This is a genomic window from Coleofasciculus chthonoplastes PCC 7420 (genome assembly GCF_000155555.1).
GTDB lineage: Bacteria > Cyanobacteriota > Cyanobacteriia > Cyanobacteriales > Coleofasciculaceae > Coleofasciculus > Coleofasciculus chthonoplastes_A.
Window position 1 is genome coordinate 68,460 of sequence record NZ_DS989872.1, and the last position, 16,252, is coordinate 84,711.

A 16,252-nucleotide genomic window follows, 5' to 3' on the forward strand; every position below is an offset into this window, starting at 1 on the left:
GAGTTCCATTGGAGACATATCATGATCATGATTCACTCTTTGCAGTTACCGCATGACTGGAGATCATGTTCGACTCACGGGTCAGCTTTTCATAGAACCCGTTAATTTCAAAGATTTGATTACTGTTTCACCACCCGATCACTCGCCAATTCACTTAAAAAATGGCGAAGCGTGAAACAAGTCCTACTCTTCAAAGTTTTAGTGCAACGACAGAGATAATCCGAAATTTTGATTACTTATGTCTCACTTCATGCTGAGGCGGTTAGGAGGAGTTATATACCCCTGAGCATGAATAATCGGAAAAAACCGAGTGAGACTCAACAAGAGTGAGGTTTTTGCCATGAATATTCAAGGAAAGACTGCTTTGGTTACCGGAGCATCGCGGGGAATTGGTCGCGCGATCGCCCTCGAACTTGCCAAACAAGGTGTTAAGCGCCTAGTCTTAGTCGCACGCGATCGCCAACGTTTAGCAGCCGTGGCGACGGAAATTGAAAATTTAGGAGTCGAAGTCGCTATTTTGGCGTTAGATTTAACCCAACTGGTAGACGTCAATGTGGCAATTGCTCGCGCTTGGCGTACCTATGGACCTGTTCACATCTTGGTTAACTGTGCAGGCGTTGCCCACCAAACTCCCTTTTTGAACGCGAAACTGCCGAAGATGCAGGAGGAGCTGGCAATTAACTTGATGGGACTATACACGATTACCCGTCTGCTTGCCAAACGAATGGCAGCTCAACGCCAAGGGATCATTATTAACGTCTCCAGTTTAATGGGCAAAGTCGCCGCGCCGACGATGGCGACGTATTCCGCCACCAAGTTTGCGATTTTAGGCTTCACCCAAGCCTTGCGGGGCGAACTAGCACCCTATAATATCCGGGTGATTGCCTTGCTCCCCTCCCTCACGGATACTGATATGGTGCGGGGTTTACAGCTATTTCGCTGGGTTATGCCCATGACACCTGAGCAAGTCGCCAAAGCCCTAGTCACGGGACTGCAAAAGGATTCACCGGAAATCCTGGTGGGATGGCAAAGTCATTTAGCCGTCTGGTGCAGTCGGATTGCGCCGTGGCTGATGGAGAAGGTATTAAAAATGGCAGCGCCTCTCTCCCGCACAGGTGCATTACCCCCTGTGGTTCCCAGTCATCATTGAGCCGAATTGGACAATTGTGGATAAGGCTTGGCAACCTAATAGGGGCTTGGCAACCAAGCCCCTACTCAAAACTACGCCAGACGCCGACTAATACACCCTGTACCTCTACCTTTTCTGTTTCCACTTCTATGGGCGGATAATTAGAATTAGCAGGTTGCAGGGTGATCCTATCCTCTTGCCGATAAAAATGTTTTAGTGTTGTACCGTATCCTTCGACTCTAGCGGCGACAATCTGACCATTTTTCAGTTGATCAGGTTCAGGAACAGGCTGCATAATCACCAAATCCCCTTCTCGAATTAAGGCTTCAATCATGCTATCCCCTGTAACCCGGAGGGCAAAGTTACCGGGTTGGGTGAATAAACCGGATAAATCAATCCGATCCATCCCATCGGTAAAAGGTTCCACCATCCCCCCCGCCGCGATCGCACCCAGAACAGGTACTCCTGATGCCGTACTGCTGAGAATCCGAATCGTCCGGGCTTTGCCTTCTGTCCAATCGATATATCCTTTATTGCGTAAATGTTCGAGCCGACTCTGAATCGGTGCAGGCGATCGCAGGTTCATCGCCCGCATCATTTGCCGGATTGAGGGCGCGTGTTGGGCGGTTTGAATATAGTCAACCAGCCAATTATAGAGTTCTTTCTGGGCTTGGGTGAGGGGTTCCATAATCCTACAAATTACACTAGAGTTTGACGGTACAGGTCGCGGGTGCAGATGGCTTAACCATTTATTCAACTAAACGAATACTATTTACTATAAGCCATTAGTAGTACTAATGTCCTATCTGGGTTCAGTTAAATGAGTTTTGTGTAGGGGCGGGTTTCACGATTAACGGTTTTGACCTCACCCAGATGTAAGTAAACCCGCCCTGACTTAAACATAGGTTTTACCGCTTCTAAAAACCTAGACAAACCTACCCATCAGTAATTCTGCCTTGGTATAAGTCCACGGTGTAACTTTTGGTCGATAACCGTTAACGCTTGCGCTTGGCTGATACCCGGCATTGTTGCTCGATATCAGCCTTAACCAATGGCTCCCAGTTAGAGACACTATAGTAATCGTGCCTACGATTGACTACAGGGCATCGACCAATAAAATTATTAAATTGATATAGAGCGCTCCATACGTGCTTTCTCGGATTCACTCCGAGATAGGCGGACACAGAGCGCGGCAATCTCTCACTTAAGTTCATGCCTCTTCTGGCAATTGCTAGGGCAGCTGCCACATCAGATGATAGTCCATACATCCGACTATATTTAACACAGCCGATCAAACTCGTGTAAGCTGGATTGACAAACACAAGAGTTATTCCTCGATTGGATAAAATCGATGACAAAATTTGATAAAAACGACTGTATGCCCAGGCAGAAAGCATTCGAGCATATTTTTTTGTTCGCTCTCTAAGTTGAGCTTTTTTTCTCGAAAAATCTAAGTTTTCACACAGAACCGGGCAAGCGAAACTCCTGGCTAAAGCTGCCAATTTCAAACAAACATCGACAAGTTGAGCATCTTGTTTACCTGTGGGCAAACCCGTCTGAAAAGGAAGAGTTCCCTGCGCTCTTAAATTTCCTTGACCATCAACATAAGCCCAACCGATAGAACTAGGATTTAGATCGATACCCAAGGCACCATACTTAATTTCTCGACTAACTTTCTCTACCGATGCGGGTGTGAATTGAACAGCGACCACCCAGCGATTATCCTTTCTATAGAAGTGCCATGTTTTCGCACCACTATTGGGTAATCTATTTATCTTTCTGGAGAAGCTGCCAATTTTTGATGTGACATATTTCCCAAATTTGGCTTCCAGACAATCGGGAACTCTCAATTTGAGCGTATCTCCAGACCATTGACAAGTTTGATTCCCATAACTTTCATCCTTTGAACCAACAATAAAGACTGACCCTCTGGATACCTTCACTCTAATTTTCGCCCTCAATAGATGTTTAATTTGATTGTGAAGTCGGTGGATATATCGCTTTTTATGATGCCGACCTTGACGCAGATGATACCAGTTAGTTTTTTTCGTCTTGAGGTTTGACGACAAGGGAAAATTACAGCCTTTTGGGGAGGATTGCCAGTTCTTTTTTCTATAGAACTTCCCAGCCAATTTAATTTTCTTTGTGGCTTTGGCTACCCAATCTTTCGCTGACTTAACTCGTGATTCTAATTGCTTTATCTGGCGCTTTCTACATTCTTTGGCTGAGGAGGTTTTTCCTCTGGCTAATGCAATTACTCCGTTAGCATAACGCTTACTGAGTCCGTATTTCTCTTGAATATGACTATTCCAACTGGATTGATTGAATTTTATTTCTTTATTTAATAAATGGTTAACGGTTTCAACTGTTGCTTGATAGAATATATCAGACAATGACGTTAAAAACATCTCCAAGTCGGTGAAACCGATGGGGTTAAGTTCATCGGCGGGAGTTGGCAAGCCTTTGCAATAAGTTATCGTCGTCATAGCTTTTTGGCTACCTCCCTCAGTTCTGACTAGATACTCGCGGCTACGCCAACGGTTAATTCGTTACCCGATTTATTGCCAATTAAGTCAACAATATCATATCGACTCCGGACCGCCAGCCGTCCGAGAAGATCGAATGAGAGCCGTTGAGTTGCCATCGGTGCAACGTGCAAGACCGTCACACCTAGTCGAGTAGCCGCTTCTTGGGGAGTTAAACTAGACATTTACTGATTATATCATAGAAAATGTCCAGTTATGTCAATAATTGTCTAGGTATTGGCGGACTGTTAGTTAACCCCTGCGCTCACTCATGGGGATTGGGCGAAGCATTCGCGTCGAAACTTGGGTAAAAAACCGATAGATATGGGCGCGAATGCTTCGCCCCTACGAATGTATTTCCTCCTGTACCCCCGCGCCCCTCTGCTGGCTTAATCCGCGCCTAACAGACTAGCGAGTAACGCTTTCTGGGCGTGCATCCGGTTTTCGGCTTGATCCCATATCCGCGATCGCGAACCTTCCATCACCTCGTCAGTAATCTCTTCGCCTCGGTGGGCGGGTAAACAGTGCAACACGATCGCATCCTTTGCCGCTAAACTCAACAGTTGTTCATTGACCTGGTACGGTAAAAAGACCGGAATTCGCGCATCAGCCGACGCCTCCTGACCCATACTTGCCCAGACATCGGTATAAATCACATTAGCGCCCTTAACGGCTGCCTTTGGATCATCCGTAATCGTCACTTCACTGTTGACCGCCAGTTGTTTAGCTCGATCTACAATTAAACTATTCGGTTGGTAAGTTGATGGTGTGGCAACTCTGACATTCATCCCCATGAGGGCGCATCCTACCATGAGTGAGTGAGCCACATTATTACCATCTCCCAAATACACTACCGTCGCACCCGCTAGTGAGCCGAAGCATTCTTGAATGGTCAATAAGTCTGCCAAGACCTGACAAGGGTGTTCTAAGTCAGTCAGGGCGTTGATAATCGGAATCTGAGCATACTCAGCAAAGGTTTCTAGTTCTTTTTGCTCGAAGGTGCGAATTGCCAGGATGTCCAGATACCGATCCAAGACCCGGGCTGTATCTACCACAGGTTCTCCTCGACCCACCTGGGTGACATTGGGGTTCAAGTCAATCACTTGACCCCCCAGTTGGTACATTGCCACCGAAAAACTGACTCGGGTTCGGGTCGATGCCTTATAAAACAAAAGCCCTAACACCTTATTGCATCGCAGGTTAACCTGACCGGTTTTCAACTGGATAGCTAGATGCAACAGTTCGTGAATTTCATCCGCACTCAGGTCAGCTAAACCTAACACGTCTCGTCCTTGTAATGCCGTCATGTTCCTTCTCCGATGACTCAGTGGATCGGCGCTTGCCAGAAAGCACGTTGGCTGAGGTAATCTCACCCAGCACCACTTTTTACCGATGTCAGTCTCCTACGGCTACCCAGGTTTTGGCAAGAAGCACCGTGCTAAAAATTTAGCAGATTTTTATCGGATCAGTTTAATTTTGAGGCGGATGATGTAGAATAATAGTTTTTTTTCGGAAGCGTTGAGAACCGATCGCCAATACCAACTCTTGATCCCCTGTAGATTCCGTGAGTTGGCATTGACTTGATTAAATCGATGCATTTAACCATCCTAAACTCTAAACCTTATGAAACGCTCCGTCATCCTTCTCTGTGTCGTTGCCATTATTAGTACCAATCTTGGTTTTTTCTATCTGGCATCTGGCTATCTTACTGAAGAATTCTATCCCACTCAAAAACTCCTCTGGCTGGTTTTGAGCGTAGTGAGTCTGAGTTTAATTTTGGCACTCCCGATCGCCTTAGGATTGATTAAGGCTTTTTCTACTGTGCAAGATAATACCAAAAACCCCCGGTTTGGTGAGGTTCCCACCTCGCTCCCGTTTCAGGATAACCCCAACAGTAAACAATCCGGCGATCGCATCTCCTCAATCATCGCTGCCCAACTCGCCACAAACCAAGCCTTAACCACCAATAAAGATACCACGCCCCCCGTTCTCAACCCGCCCGTTAACCAACAGCCACCCTTTCGCGATCGCCTCCATGAAATCGCTGACGATTTGTCTGATCAAGACCTTGATTTTCTTTCCCAGGAGTCAAATATTAACCCTTCTGCATTGATGGCAAACGTTAAGCAGGTTGTCAATTTTACCGATACCCTTTTCGATGCCTTCAGCTTAAAGCCCAATCCTCCTCAACCTCTCAATCCGTCAGTCGATCTACGCTCCATCACTCAAGACGTGTTAGAGCTTTGTCAACCCTTAATCCGGCAAAAAAATTTACAATTACGCAACTCCATCGTTGCCGATTTCCCCCAATTTAAAGCTGATGCCGATCAATTGCAGCAAATTTTGTATAACTTAATCATTGACATGATTAAGTTTACCGAACAAGGCGCGATCGACGTTTCAGCCACGATTACCCCTGATCAATTAAAACTGACTATCGCTGATATCGGCATCACTATTCCGGCAGAGCAATTACTAGAGAATGCTTATAGTGCCACCATCCAACAGTACAGCAGTACCGCCGTAGGATTGATCTTGACCCGACGTCTGGTCGAACTCAATGGCGGTCAACTCCGGGTTGAATCAATCGGCAACCAGGGTTCACGCTTTATTTTGACGCTACCCATTTCTGAAAATCAACAAATCCCATTAGCCGCGTCTGGGGAAAAGCCTCTCTCTCTAGTAAAACCCACCAATAAAATACCTGCCAAATTTAAAACCTCTCCTGTTTTTAGCCAATCATTCAGGATTTTAATTGTAGACAATGAATCGGTCAATTGGCAACCCCTACTCAAGCTATTTTTGTCTTCTCCCAATTACAGCGTCAAACGAGTATCTAATGGCAGTCAAGCTTTAGCGGAAATCGAAAAAGGGTTTCAGCCTAACTTGCTGATTGTAGATACCGGAATTTCTCCCATGGATGGCTATGAACTTTGTCAAATAATTCGCACTTTTTTCTCAGCCAATGAATTGCCGATTATTCTCGTTGACGATAAAGAAAACCAACCGGATTGGCAAAAAATAGGGAACTACCGGATCAATGATTATTGGACGAAGCCGATAAAACCCAATGAGATGATTGCTCGAATTAATCCTTATCTGAAACTGAACCAGATCAATGCCAACTGCGACCGCTTCATTCCGCCTAAATTACTACAGATTTTAGGGTATACCAACCTCGGTGAGGCTCAATTAGGGGATTGCGTTCAACGAGATATGACGATTATGTTTGCCGATATTCGGTCATTTACTACTCTATCTGAGAAAATGTCGCCCCAGGAAAATTTTGATTTCATCAACAATTATTTTAAGAAAGTTGTCCCCACTATCCGTCAGCACAATGGTTTTGTGGATAAGTACATCGGGGATGCAATCATGGCAGTCTTTCCCGAAAAAGCTGAAGAAGCATTAGACGCGGCGATTGAAATGCAAAAACAGATCGCTATCTATAATGGTAAGCAGGAAGAAAACGGAACCCTACCGATTTCAGTTGGCATGGGACTCCACAGTGGTAGTCTGATGTTAGGTACCATTGGAGAAGAACAACGGATGGAGGCAACAGTCATTTCTGATGCCGTGAATCTGGCATCTCGCTTGGAAGGATTGACGAAGATTTTTGGCGCGTCGATTATCTTTAGTGAAAAGTTTTTGCTGAGTCTGGATAATCCGTTAAGCTATAATTACCGATTTTTAGGGAAAGTTCCGGTTAAAGGAAGAAAAAAAGCGGTCTCCGTCTTTGAAGCCTTTGATGGTGAACCCCTGACGTCGGTTAATCTAAAAATTAAGCATCGAGGCAAGTTTGAGTTGGGTATTCATCTTTTTTATAGCCGAAAATTTGCCGAAGGATATAAAATATTTAAAGGAATTTGTCAAGAAAATAATCAGGATAAAACCGCTCTCTTCTACATGAAGCGTTGCCGCAAGTTCCACAAGCTATGGATGTGGGGGCAATGGGATGATTTTAATAGCAAAAGATATCAATTTTAAAAGGAAGCTGGGGAGCAGAGGAGCGGGGGAGCTGGGGGAGCTGGGGGAAGTTAACTCAAAATTATATTTTACCTGTTCCCTGTTGCCTGTTCCCTGTTCCCTAACAAATGACAAATAACAAATAACAAATAACAAATAACAAATAACAAATGACAAATTTCAAATTAGGACTTGCCTTAGTGAATCTGGGATTATCGGTTGCGCCTGTGGTGATGGCGACTCCGGTTCAGAGTGCGACGAAAATTTATATTCCCTATGGTCCGTTAGAATTTTCTCTGTCCATTGAGACACTGGAAATTTACGCCACCGAGGGTAAAATTGAGCCGGAATTGGCGTTTTATGCTAACTATGTGGAACCGCAACAGTTAGAAAAGTTGCGGCAAGTTTTAGTTACCCCCATCGATGTGAGTCCAGTCGCGATCGCACAATTTCTCTATTCACCTCAAGGGGAAGCCATCTTGGAACGGTTGGGGGAAGTGATTCAAACTAAAGCCGGTCAAGAGGGATTCTATGCGATTCGGGCGGCATTAATCAAAGCGGCGGCTAAACCGGAGGGGCTAACCTTATTAAATGTACTGCGGGAGTTTCCCACTTATGGTATAAGGATTAACTCTGCCCGGAGTTTTGAGATAATTGAGGAACTATCTCGGTTAAGTCGGCAAACTCAACAAGCGATCGCGGGGGTGAATCAGGAGGCGATGGCGGAAGTTCAAGCCCAGATCGAGTCACTGTTTCCCCAAATGCCACCCGACTTTTCCGAATTACCTGACTTGCGAGAACCGGGACCCATTGCCTATTCTCAACAAACCCTGACATTGAATGATCCCAGTCGCGGACGCCGATTTCCGGTGGATTTGTATTTACCGTCTTCGATATCTGCTGGGGAAGGATTAACTCCTCTAATTGTAATTTCCCACGGACTCGGTTCTGATCGGATGACGTTTGAATATTTAGCCGAACATTTGGCGTCTTATGGGTTTGCCGTAGCCCTACCGGAACATCCTGGCAGTAATGCTGAACAATTACAAGCACTGAGTCGAGGACTAGCTAGTGAGGTGACGCCACCGTCAGAATTCATTGACCGTCCCTTGGATATTACCTTTTTACTGGATCAACTGGAACAATCCTACGCAGGACAGTTAGATCTGAACAATGTTGGTGTATTAGGTCAATCCTTTGGCGGTTACACGGTGTTGGCGCTAGCGGGTGCTGAACTTAATTTTGAGCGATTGCAGCAAGTTTGTGATCAGTCAGAAGATTCCTTAAATGTATCACTGCTGCTGCAATGTCGAGCATTAGAATTACCCATGGCGGACTATGACTTTCGTGATCCACGGATTCAAGCCGCGATCGCGATTAACCCCGTGGGGAGTGCTATCTTTGGTAAATCGGAATTTGCTCAGATTCAAATCCCCCTGATGCTGATTTCCGGGAGTAATGACACCGTAGCACCTGCCCTCCCGGAACAGATTCAACCCTTTACCTGGCTAACCACGCCGAACAAGTATCTGGTATTGCAGAATGAAGGCACTCACTTTTCTAATCTGGGAGTCTCAACAACGGCGGTAGAATTGCCGCCAGAGGTGATGGGTCCTGATCCCGCGATCGGGCGTGTTTATACCCAAGCGTTGAGTGTTGCCTTTTTTGAAGTCTATATTGCGGGTCAACCTGAATACCAACGTTACCTCAATGCGGCTTATGCACAATTCCTCAGTCAAGACGCTATGCCATTGAGTTTAGTGGAATCTTTAACCCTAAATCAGCTTTCTGAACAGACGGATGAACCGCAAAACTCCTCACCCCCACCACAGGCACCGTTTTTGATTCCGCTTCCGTAAACTTATGTTTCAGATTTTTGTAGTTTTTAAACAAATGTAAAAGACTCTATCAAGGGGTTGCCTATCTCAGAGAACGTGCTAAATTGAATATAAAGCTAAATAACTTCTGGACGACAGATAAAACAGCTTAGTCTACAAATGTTGAATGAAGTTAGGAGGAAGAAAAAACCTGTCTCATTTAATATCTGTCTCATCAGAAGATAGCAACAAACACCATAACAGCAGCAACATTCATCGAGAACGTTGATAGTTCCTCAAATAGAATCTAGGAAGCTGTGTAACTGAATAAAATTGTCTTTGATTTATCAGTACCACTTCAAGTTTCATTGCCCAAAGGAGGAAATCACTCAGCTAGTATTGCTTGAATGTTGTTGCTGTTTATCGCAACACTGATTTCACAGATTTTATCGAACTGGTAGGGGTGGAGTGGCAGAGGTTAGTCGCACGCTCTTTCACAGAGGTGTTGGTGGTGAGGGGGCAAAGGATGATTAAGATTGTTGGGGAGATTATTTAGTTGTCTGTGTTAATCTGTGTCATTCACGATTGAGTAGAGACGCGCCATGGCGCGTCTCTACAATGATGCCGAACGTCCTAATCGATGTGTCTATTGCTATAAATGTCATTGCTATCTGTGTAATCTGTGTTGACGAATGCAATGCAAGGATTTTTGAATTTAAACAAATCGGCTGGATTCACGTCTCACGATTGTGTGGCAAAAGTGCGGCGTTTTTTGCGCCTGAAGCGAGTGGGACATGGGGGAACCTTAGATCCATTGGCTACAGGGGTTCTGCCGATCGCGCTGGGTAGAGCGACCAGATTGTTACAGTATATGACCTCAGAGAAGGCATATCGGGCGACGATTCAGTTGGGGGTGAAGACAACCACTGATGATTTAGAAGGAGACATTGTGGCGACGGCTTCTGTTTCTGGGTTAACCCTGGAGACAATTGTGCCTTTCCTGCAACAGTTTCAGGGCAAAATCGAGCAAGTTCCGCCGATGTACAGTGCGATTCAAGTTCAGGGAAAACGCCTATATGAGTTAGCGAGGGCGGGTAAAACGGCGGAAATTCCTAGACGACAGGTTGAAGTGTATCAGATTGAGGTATTAGAGTGGCGTCCAGGGGAATTGGCAGAATTGGATGTGGCGATCGCCTGTGGTGCGGGAACCTATATTCGCTCCATTGCCCGTGACTTGGGAGAGGTTCTCAATACTGGCGGAACCTTGGCGTCTCTGATTCGTACTCAAAGCAGTGGATTTACGCTGGATAATAGCTTGAGTTTAGAGGAATTGGCTGCACAGGTAGAAGCCGAAACCTTTACTCCAATTCCACCGGAAGCCGCATTAAACCATTTAGAGAAGGTTATTTTAGCGCCAGACGATGCTCGTCGTTGGTGTCAGGGTCAACGTATTATATATCAAGACGCCTCGACTGATTCTGTTGCCAATATCCGGCGAGTTCGCCACGAAAATGGCACATTTCTGGGTATTACTCAGGTGATTGAATCAGACGGTGAGGTATTGCTTGCACCTAAGATGGTTTTCGTAGATTGAAGTATTAGGAAAAGGCATTTTACTTTTTATTTTAAGTGAACCCGATTCAGAATGGCAAATCTATTAAAAATTGTTGAGCGTTTGAGTCAAGTTGAGGATTTTCTGGGTCATCAGCCCACTTTTGAGGATTATTGATGATGTATTCTCGGACAGGGTTTAGGGAATCTGGATCGCGCACAATCGATTCATAATAATTGCGTTGCCAGATTGGTGGATTGGAGGTTTGACGAATAGCGTTAATCCTGATGGTGACAGCGGATTTAAATCCAGCAATAAACGAGGACAACGAACGGGATTGACGCTGGGGAATTACTGATTGATTAATGGGTTGGTTTTTCGGCGTTGGTAAGGGCGCACGTCTATGCGCCCCTACGGTATTACGGTTGGTGTTGGTGTCGGCAATAATGACAATGCCATGGAAATGATTGGGCATAATTATCCATTCATCCAATTGCAGGCTGGGTCGAATTTGGCAGGAGCGAATCCATTCTTGGGCGACAATTTTACCAATTTGGTTAAGATACATTTTGCCATCACGAATATCTCCGAACCAACATTGTCGTTGGTAGGTACAGAGTGTAATAAAATAAGCTCCAGGTTGAGCGTAATTGTATCCCTTAAGGCGAATAGAACGGCGATGATGTTTTTGCGGATCAAATTTCATAGTCACAGGGAAAATTGATCAGGATATCTGTAGGGGCGCATAGACGTGCGCCCTCTTATCCTATCAGCGATCGCGATAATCATAAATTGCCAATTAAATCCAACCACCATTCCCCCAATCCAACGTAGGGGCGCATAGACGTGCGCCCTCTTATCCTATCAGCGATCGCGATAATCATAAATTGCCAATTAAATCCAACCACCATTCCCCCAATCCAACGTAGGGGCGCATAGACGTGCGCCCTCTTATCCTATCAGCGATCGCGATAATCATAAATTGCCAATTAAATCCAACCACCATTCCCCCAATCCAACGTAGGGGCGCATAGACGTGCGCCCTCTTATCCTATCAGCGATCGCGATAATCATAAATTGCCAATTAAATCCAACCACCATTCCCCCAATCCAACGTAGGGGCGCATAGACGTGCGCCCTCTTATCCTATCAGCGATCGCGATAATCATAAATTGCCAATTAAATCCAACCACCATTCCCCCAATCCAACGTAGGGACGCATAGACGTGCGCCCTCATCCCACTAAATTCGCGATCGCATCCACAATCTGATCCGGTTCAATTGGCTTGGAGAGATGACGATTAAACCCTGCCGATAATGCCCGTTCGTGATCGGTTTCTCCCGCATACGCCGTCAGTGCGATCGCCGGAACTAAGCCGCCGCGATTAGGTGGGAGTTCTCTCACCTGGCGAATGAACTCATAGCCATCCATTCCGGGCATCCCAATATCACTGATTAACACATCCGGTTGCCCTTGAGAGAATACAGCCAGCGCTTCATGGGCTGAAGTCACCCCCTCAACCCTGGCACCATAGCTTTCTAAGATAATCGTGAGCAAGTCGAGGGTATCCACCTCATCCTCCACCAAGAGTACCGTCACCTCGCTTAAATCTAAACCCTCATCGTTTGGCGAGGACTTCTGAGTATTAATGGGCGAATCTGGCATTAGAGGTAACGTAACCGTAAACGTTGCGCCCTGTCCAATTCCCTCACTTTCTGCCTCAATTCTCCCCCCGTGCAGTTCAATTAAATGGCGGACAATGGCTAACCCCAACCCCAACCCGCCAACACTCCGGGTTGTCGTACTATTCTCTTGCCGAAAATAATCAAAGATGTAGGGAAAAAAGTCGGGACTGATCCCCTGTCCCGTATCGCTGACCTGGATTTGCGCCTGGGAGTCAATCTCTTGTAATCGCACCGTAATTCGTCCCCCCTTAGGCGTAAACTTCACCGCATTGGAGAGCAGATTCCACACCACTTGCTGGAGGCGGTTAGGATCACCGGACACAAATCCCACCGTTGAATCCAATTGGGTGTCAATCTCAATCGACTTGGCGGCGGCGGCTAAACGCATTGTTTCAATCGCCGCTTGAATCACCCGCACCAAGTCTACTCGCAAGGTTTGCAGGTTCAACTTACCGCGTAAAATCCGCGAAACATCAAGTAAATCATCAATGAGTTGGGCTTGCAGGGAAGCATTCCGTTCAATGGTTTCTAAAGCCTGATCGACCTTATCCTGATTCAGTTTTCTTGTCCGTAGCAGTTTTGACCAGCCCAAAATTGGATTGAGGGGAGTACGCAATTCGTGGGAGACAATCGCTAAAAATTCATCTTTAATTCGATTCGCGGCTTCGGCTTTTTCTAAGAGTTGAATCCTCTCTTCTTCCACTTGCTTTTGTTCAGTAATATCTCTCAGAGAAACCAGGTAGCCTTTCTTTCCTTGCCATTCAATTTCCACCACACGCATCTGCGCCACTCGATTTGCCCCAGTCCCCGTCCGCACATCCACTTCTGTGTTATCCTCGCCCACGACTGGAAAGCCCAAGACTTGACCCAAGAGTTCGTCTTCTTGACGACTAAACAGTGATAGGGCGGCTGGGTTGATAAACCGGACAATACCCCCACTGTCTATCACCACAATTCCATCTGGATTCTTGGAGATTAAAACCTGAAACTGTGTCTCACTTTTGGCGAGTGCTGCTTTGATCTGTTCCTTTTCTAAATTATCCTGTTGGGATTTTTCTGAGAGTTTCGCCACTTGTGCGGTTTGGGCTTGTAGCTGTTGCTTTAAATCCGTAGAGTTAACTGTATTCTGGGCTTTGATTTTGGGTTCACTTGCTTTTGCCGCTAATGCTTGCTTGATAACTTGAGGAAGCTGTGCAACTTGCTCGTGAAGCAGATAGCCTGTTGCGCCAGCTTTCATATAATCGACGGCAATAGACACAAGCTTACTATGACTAATGATAATGACTGGAATATTCAGATTCTGTTCTGGCAGATAAGAAATGGCTTCAATCCCATCAAATTCGCTTAAGGGATAGTCAATTAAAAGCAGGTTAATGGTGGGATTTAGGTGAGCCAAATACTCCGCTTTTGTACTGACGCGCTGCCACGTCACCGTCAGCCCAGCTTCAGATAATAGCGACAGTATTGGTTCTGTTGCTAGAGCCGAGTCTTGTAGAATTAGAAGATTTAAGTCATTGGTCATTGGTCATTCGTCATTGGTTAGGGAACAGGGAATAGGCAATGGGCAATAGGCAATGGGCAATAGGCAATAGGCAATAGGCAATAGGCAATAGGCAATGGGCAATAGGCAAGGTAGAGTTTTGAGTTAACTTCCCCTGCTCCCAGACGCGCCATGGCACGTCTCTACATTGCTCCCCCCGCTTCCCTTAAGTCTCTTCAAATAAACTACCCAGGCGGTCAATTTCACTCTGAGTCATATACGTCGGAGTACCGGAAAGAATGCCCGTAATGTTACGGAATGGTTTGTCGATGTGCATACCACTTTCATCAATCGTAAACTCACGAATTTCCTTATCATGTTTTGAACCGCGCATTTTTAGCACCGTTAAGCCCCGGCGAATTTCTCCATAAACTTCTACATAGCGTAATAATATAATTGAATCCGTATTGGTGGAAATATGGGATTCAGTGACCGACATCCCACCCATCAGCGATGTTGTATTCGCCGTGAGTAGTCCCATAATTCGCTGTTCTTTGAGGATAGCATTTAGGCTGAGGATAAATTCCCGAAATCCTTTTAATGGGGCAATTTTTTCCATTGCTGAAAGGCTATCCACTGCTACTCGATCCGGCTGAAACTCTTCGATAAGTTGCTTGATTTTCACCAGATGATTTTCCAGCCCTGTTTCTTCGGGATAGCGACAGAAAACCTTCAGCTTGCCCTCTTGTTCCATCTGCTCAAATTCCCTGCCCCAGCCAGAAGCATTTCTAAATAGCTGCTCCTGGCTTTCCTCAAAGGCAAAGAGCAAACATTTTTCTCCATTGTTCACACCTCCTGCCAAAAATTCGGTCACGATCAAGGTTTTGCCTGTACCTGTCGCCCCCGATACCAGAATAATCGAATCGCGGAAAAAACCACCTCCACACATGCCATCTAATTCAGCATTGCCTGATGTAACTCGCTGTCTAGAGGATTTTCGTTCTAATGAGTTGGCTGTTAGGGGAAGAACAACAATGCCTTGATCGGGCAAAATCGTAAAGGGAAATTCACCATGTTGATGAGGAGTGCCTCGGTATTTGAGAATTTCAATCGTGCGGCGACGTTTCTCTTCCATCAAGACATTGCGTAAAATCACCACATTATCTGCCACAAATTCTTCTATACCATAGCGACTGATATCCCCATATTCCTGAGTCCGTTCTGAGGTCAATACTGAGGTAACTTCCCGTTCTCGTAGCGCCCAAGCCAGATCAAATAAATCGCCGCGTACTTGAGCCATATCGGGTACATAAGTAAACACAGCGCCTAAGGAATCCATGGAAACTCGTTGCGCCTGGACTTGTTCTATGGCATATTCTAAGCGAGCCAGCAAGGGACCGAGATCGTATTCACCACTAACTAAAGGTCGATTTCCGGTTTTCGGAGACGCATCAACAAATGCCCATTTTTTTTCAGCTTCCCATTGTTCAATATCCCAACCAAAGCCGCGCATATTTTTGCGAATGGCTTGGGGGGATTCTTCAAAGGTGACAAAGACACCGTTTTGTCCTTCTTTGATTCCCTCGACCAGAAACTGACAGGCAAAAATCGTTTTGGCACTACCGGCTGTACCTGCTACTAAGGTAGTGCGACCTTTAGGGAGTCCTCCTTCCGATAATAGATCAAAGCCAGAAATACCTGTTTTTACTTTTTCGATAAACTCTGGCGGTTGCTGTTGAGTCATTCCGTTACTGCTTTAGTGAACTGGGGAAATATAGAATAGCATTAGGGGGGGGGTATTACTCAATCTTGCTTGAAGCTGATTCCGATATTCAACCCCCATAAAACCGTTTCCGTGTCGGACAAATCGCCCACGATTCGCTGGACAGGATTAGGAAATTCTTTAATTAAGGTCGGGGTGACTAAAATATGTTCCGCCTCCGCCAGTTGGGGAGATTTGGTCACATCAATTACGGTTATTTGATATTGACCCGGTAGTTCCTGGTCACAGATTCGATACAAGTTGGCGATCGCGCGTTGCGATCGCGGGGTGTCTCCGGTAACATAAAGCTTGAGCTGATATTGTTTACACATGTT

At 45.7% G+C, this 16,252-nt stretch carries 15 protein-coding genes and 1 pseudogene; 4 read left to right on the plus strand and 12 right to left on the minus strand.

Going from position 1 to position 16,252, the window contains the following annotated elements; genetic code table 11:
• Nucleotides 1–340: 340 nt before the first annotated feature.
• Nucleotides 341–1,150 (plus strand): SDR family NAD(P)-dependent oxidoreductase, encoded by an 810-nt coding sequence (locus MC7420_RS31020; protein WP_044210747.1) that lies wholly within the window; start codon nucleotides 341–343, stop codon nucleotides 1,148–1,150.
• Between the two features lie 61 nt (nucleotides 1,151–1,211).
• Here the strand turns inward: MC7420_RS31020 and lexA are convergent, their stop codons facing one another.
• The 5 genes and pseudogenes from lexA to MC7420_RS40805 all read right to left on the minus strand — a co-directional run bounded on the left by lexA (nucleotide 1,212) and on the right by MC7420_RS40805 (nucleotide 5,252).
• The gene (gene lexA, locus MC7420_RS31025) at nucleotides 1,212–1,817 is read right to left on the minus strand and encodes a transcriptional repressor LexA (RefSeq protein ID WP_006105613.1); all 606 of its coding nucleotides are present in this window, start codon (nucleotides 1,815–1,817) and stop codon (nucleotides 1,212–1,214) included.
• A gap of 307 nt (nucleotides 1,818–2,124) precedes the next feature.
• Nucleotides 2,125–3,615 carry an IS200/IS605 family element transposase accessory protein TnpB gene (locus tag MC7420_RS31030; RefSeq protein WP_006105671.1) on the minus strand — a complete coding sequence of 497 codons (1,491 nt, stop codon included), beginning with the start codon at nucleotides 3,613–3,615 and terminating at the stop codon, nucleotides 2,125–2,127.
• A gap of 41 nt (nucleotides 3,616–3,656) precedes the next feature.
• A pseudogene (locus MC7420_RS31035) lies at nucleotides 3,657–3,839 on the minus strand (MerR family DNA-binding transcriptional regulator); the annotation flags it as partial.
• 204 nt (nucleotides 3,840–4,043) lie between these two features.
• Nucleotides 4,044–4,961, minus strand: coding sequence for an ornithine carbamoyltransferase (argF, locus tag MC7420_RS31040; protein ID WP_006105686.1), 918 nt, complete (start codon nucleotides 4,959–4,961; stop codon nucleotides 4,044–4,046).
• A 150-nt stretch (nucleotides 4,962–5,111) separates the two neighbouring features.
• On the minus strand, nucleotides 5,112–5,252 hold the full coding sequence (locus MC7420_RS40805) for a hypothetical protein (protein ID WP_006105627.1): 141 nt from the start codon (nucleotides 5,250–5,252) through the stop codon (nucleotides 5,112–5,114).
• 25 nt (nucleotides 5,253–5,277) lie between these two features.
• On the opposite strand from MC7420_RS40805, the gene MC7420_RS31045 reads away from it, so the two are divergent.
• The 3 genes from MC7420_RS31045 to truB all read left to right on the plus strand — a co-directional run bounded on the left by MC7420_RS31045 (nucleotide 5,278) and on the right by truB (nucleotide 11,031).
• Nucleotides 5,278–7,641: an adenylate/guanylate cyclase domain-containing protein gene (locus tag MC7420_RS31045; protein WP_006105630.1), complete on the plus strand. Its 2,364-nt coding sequence runs from the start codon at nucleotides 5,278–5,280 to the stop codon at nucleotides 7,639–7,641.
• A 149-nt stretch (nucleotides 7,642–7,790) separates the two neighbouring features.
• The gene (locus tag MC7420_RS31050) at nucleotides 7,791–9,479 is read left to right on the plus strand and encodes an alpha/beta hydrolase (RefSeq protein ID WP_044210749.1); all 1,689 of its coding nucleotides are present in this window, start codon (nucleotides 7,791–7,793) and stop codon (nucleotides 9,477–9,479) included.
• A gap of 655 nt (nucleotides 9,480–10,134) precedes the next feature.
• Nucleotides 10,135–11,031 carry a tRNA pseudouridine(55) synthase TruB gene (gene truB / locus MC7420_RS31055; protein ID WP_006105621.1) on the plus strand — a complete coding sequence of 299 codons (897 nt, stop codon included), beginning with the start codon at nucleotides 10,135–10,137 and terminating at the stop codon, nucleotides 11,029–11,031.
• A 46-nt stretch (nucleotides 11,032–11,077) separates the two neighbouring features.
• On the opposite strand, the gene MC7420_RS31060 is transcribed toward truB, so the two are convergent.
• From MC7420_RS31060 to MC7420_RS31075, 7 genes are all read right to left on the minus strand, one after another.
• The gene (locus MC7420_RS31060; RefSeq protein ID WP_006105659.1) at nucleotides 11,078–11,695 is read right to left on the minus strand and encodes a transposase; all 618 of its coding nucleotides are present in this window, start codon (nucleotides 11,693–11,695) and stop codon (nucleotides 11,078–11,080) included.
• A gap of 174 nt (nucleotides 11,696–11,869) precedes the next feature.
• Nucleotides 11,870–11,995 carry a hypothetical protein gene (locus MC7420_RS43615; protein ID WP_006105603.1) on the minus strand — a complete coding sequence of 42 codons (126 nt, stop codon included), beginning with the start codon at nucleotides 11,993–11,995 and terminating at the stop codon, nucleotides 11,870–11,872.
• Between the two features lie 64 nt (nucleotides 11,996–12,059).
• Entirely contained in the window at nucleotides 12,060–12,227 is a 168-nt protein-coding gene (locus tag MC7420_RS40810; RefSeq protein ID WP_157453404.1) for a hypothetical protein, read from the minus strand.
• Nucleotides 12,224–14,197, minus strand: coding sequence for a hybrid sensor histidine kinase/response regulator (locus MC7420_RS31065; RefSeq protein WP_006105674.1), 1,974 nt, complete (start codon nucleotides 14,195–14,197; stop codon nucleotides 12,224–12,226). The genes MC7420_RS40810 and MC7420_RS31065 overlap by 4 nt, the downstream gene beginning before the upstream one ends.
• Nucleotides 14,198–14,214: 17 nt before the next feature.
• Nucleotides 14,215–14,349, minus strand: coding sequence for a hypothetical protein (locus MC7420_RS43620; RefSeq protein WP_269546363.1), 135 nt, complete (start codon nucleotides 14,347–14,349; stop codon nucleotides 14,215–14,217).
• Between the two features lie 32 nt (nucleotides 14,350–14,381).
• On the minus strand, nucleotides 14,382–15,899 hold the full coding sequence (kaiC, locus tag MC7420_RS31070) for a circadian clock protein KaiC (protein ID WP_006105684.1): 1,518 nt from the start codon (nucleotides 15,897–15,899) through the stop codon (nucleotides 14,382–14,384).
• 59 nt (nucleotides 15,900–15,958) lie between these two features.
• Nucleotides 15,959–16,249: a circadian clock KaiB family protein gene (locus tag MC7420_RS31075; RefSeq protein WP_006105648.1), complete on the minus strand. Its 291-nt coding sequence runs from the start codon at nucleotides 16,247–16,249 to the stop codon at nucleotides 15,959–15,961.
• Nucleotides 16,250–16,252: the final 3 nt, after the last annotated feature.

What these genes read in the sequence shown, in the direction of transcription:
- MC7420_RS31020 (WP_044210747.1), top strand. Translation starts at nt 341, where the DNA reads ATGAATATTCAAGGAAAGACTGCTTTGGTTACCGGAGCATCGCGGGGA.
- MC7420_RS31075 (WP_006105648.1), bottom strand. Translation starts at nt 16,249, where the DNA reads ATGTGTAAACAATATCAGCTCAAGCTTTATGTTACCGGAGACACCCCG.
- MC7420_RS31065 (WP_006105674.1), bottom strand. Translation starts at nt 14,197, where the DNA reads ATGACCAATGACTTAAATCTTCTAATTCTACAAGACTCGGCTCTAGCA.
- MC7420_RS40810 (WP_157453404.1), bottom strand. Translation starts at nt 12,227, where the DNA reads ATGAGGGCGCACGTCTATGCGTCCCTACGTTGGATTGGGGGAATGGTG.
- MC7420_RS40805 (WP_006105627.1), bottom strand. Translation starts at nt 5,252, where the DNA reads ATGCATCGATTTAATCAAGTCAATGCCAACTCACGGAATCTACAGGGG.
- MC7420_RS43615 (WP_006105603.1), bottom strand. Translation starts at nt 11,995, where the DNA reads ATGGTGGTTGGATTTAATTGGCAATTTATGATTATCGCGATCGCTGAT.
- MC7420_RS43620 (WP_269546363.1), bottom strand. Translation starts at nt 14,349, where the DNA reads ATGGCGCGTCTGGGAGCAGGGGAAGTTAACTCAAAACTCTACCTTGCC.
- argF (WP_006105686.1), bottom strand. Translation starts at nt 4,961, where the DNA reads ATGACGGCATTACAAGGACGAGACGTGTTAGGTTTAGCTGACCTGAGT.
- MC7420_RS31045 (WP_006105630.1), top strand. Translation starts at nt 5,278, where the DNA reads ATGAAACGCTCCGTCATCCTTCTCTGTGTCGTTGCCATTATTAGTACC.
- MC7420_RS31030 (WP_006105671.1), bottom strand. Translation starts at nt 3,615, where the DNA reads ATGACGACGATAACTTATTGCAAAGGCTTGCCAACTCCCGCCGATGAA.
- MC7420_RS31050 (WP_044210749.1), top strand. Translation starts at nt 7,791, where the DNA reads ATGACAAATTTCAAATTAGGACTTGCCTTAGTGAATCTGGGATTATCG.
- MC7420_RS31060 (WP_006105659.1), bottom strand. Translation starts at nt 11,695, where the DNA reads ATGAAATTTGATCCGCAAAAACATCATCGCCGTTCTATTCGCCTTAAG.
- truB (WP_006105621.1), top strand. Translation starts at nt 10,135, where the DNA reads ATGCAAGGATTTTTGAATTTAAACAAATCGGCTGGATTCACGTCTCAC.
- kaiC (WP_006105684.1), bottom strand. Translation starts at nt 15,899, where the DNA reads ATGACTCAACAGCAACCGCCAGAGTTTATCGAAAAAGTAAAAACAGGT.
- lexA (WP_006105613.1), bottom strand. Translation starts at nt 1,817, where the DNA reads ATGGAACCCCTCACCCAAGCCCAGAAAGAACTCTATAATTGGCTGGTT.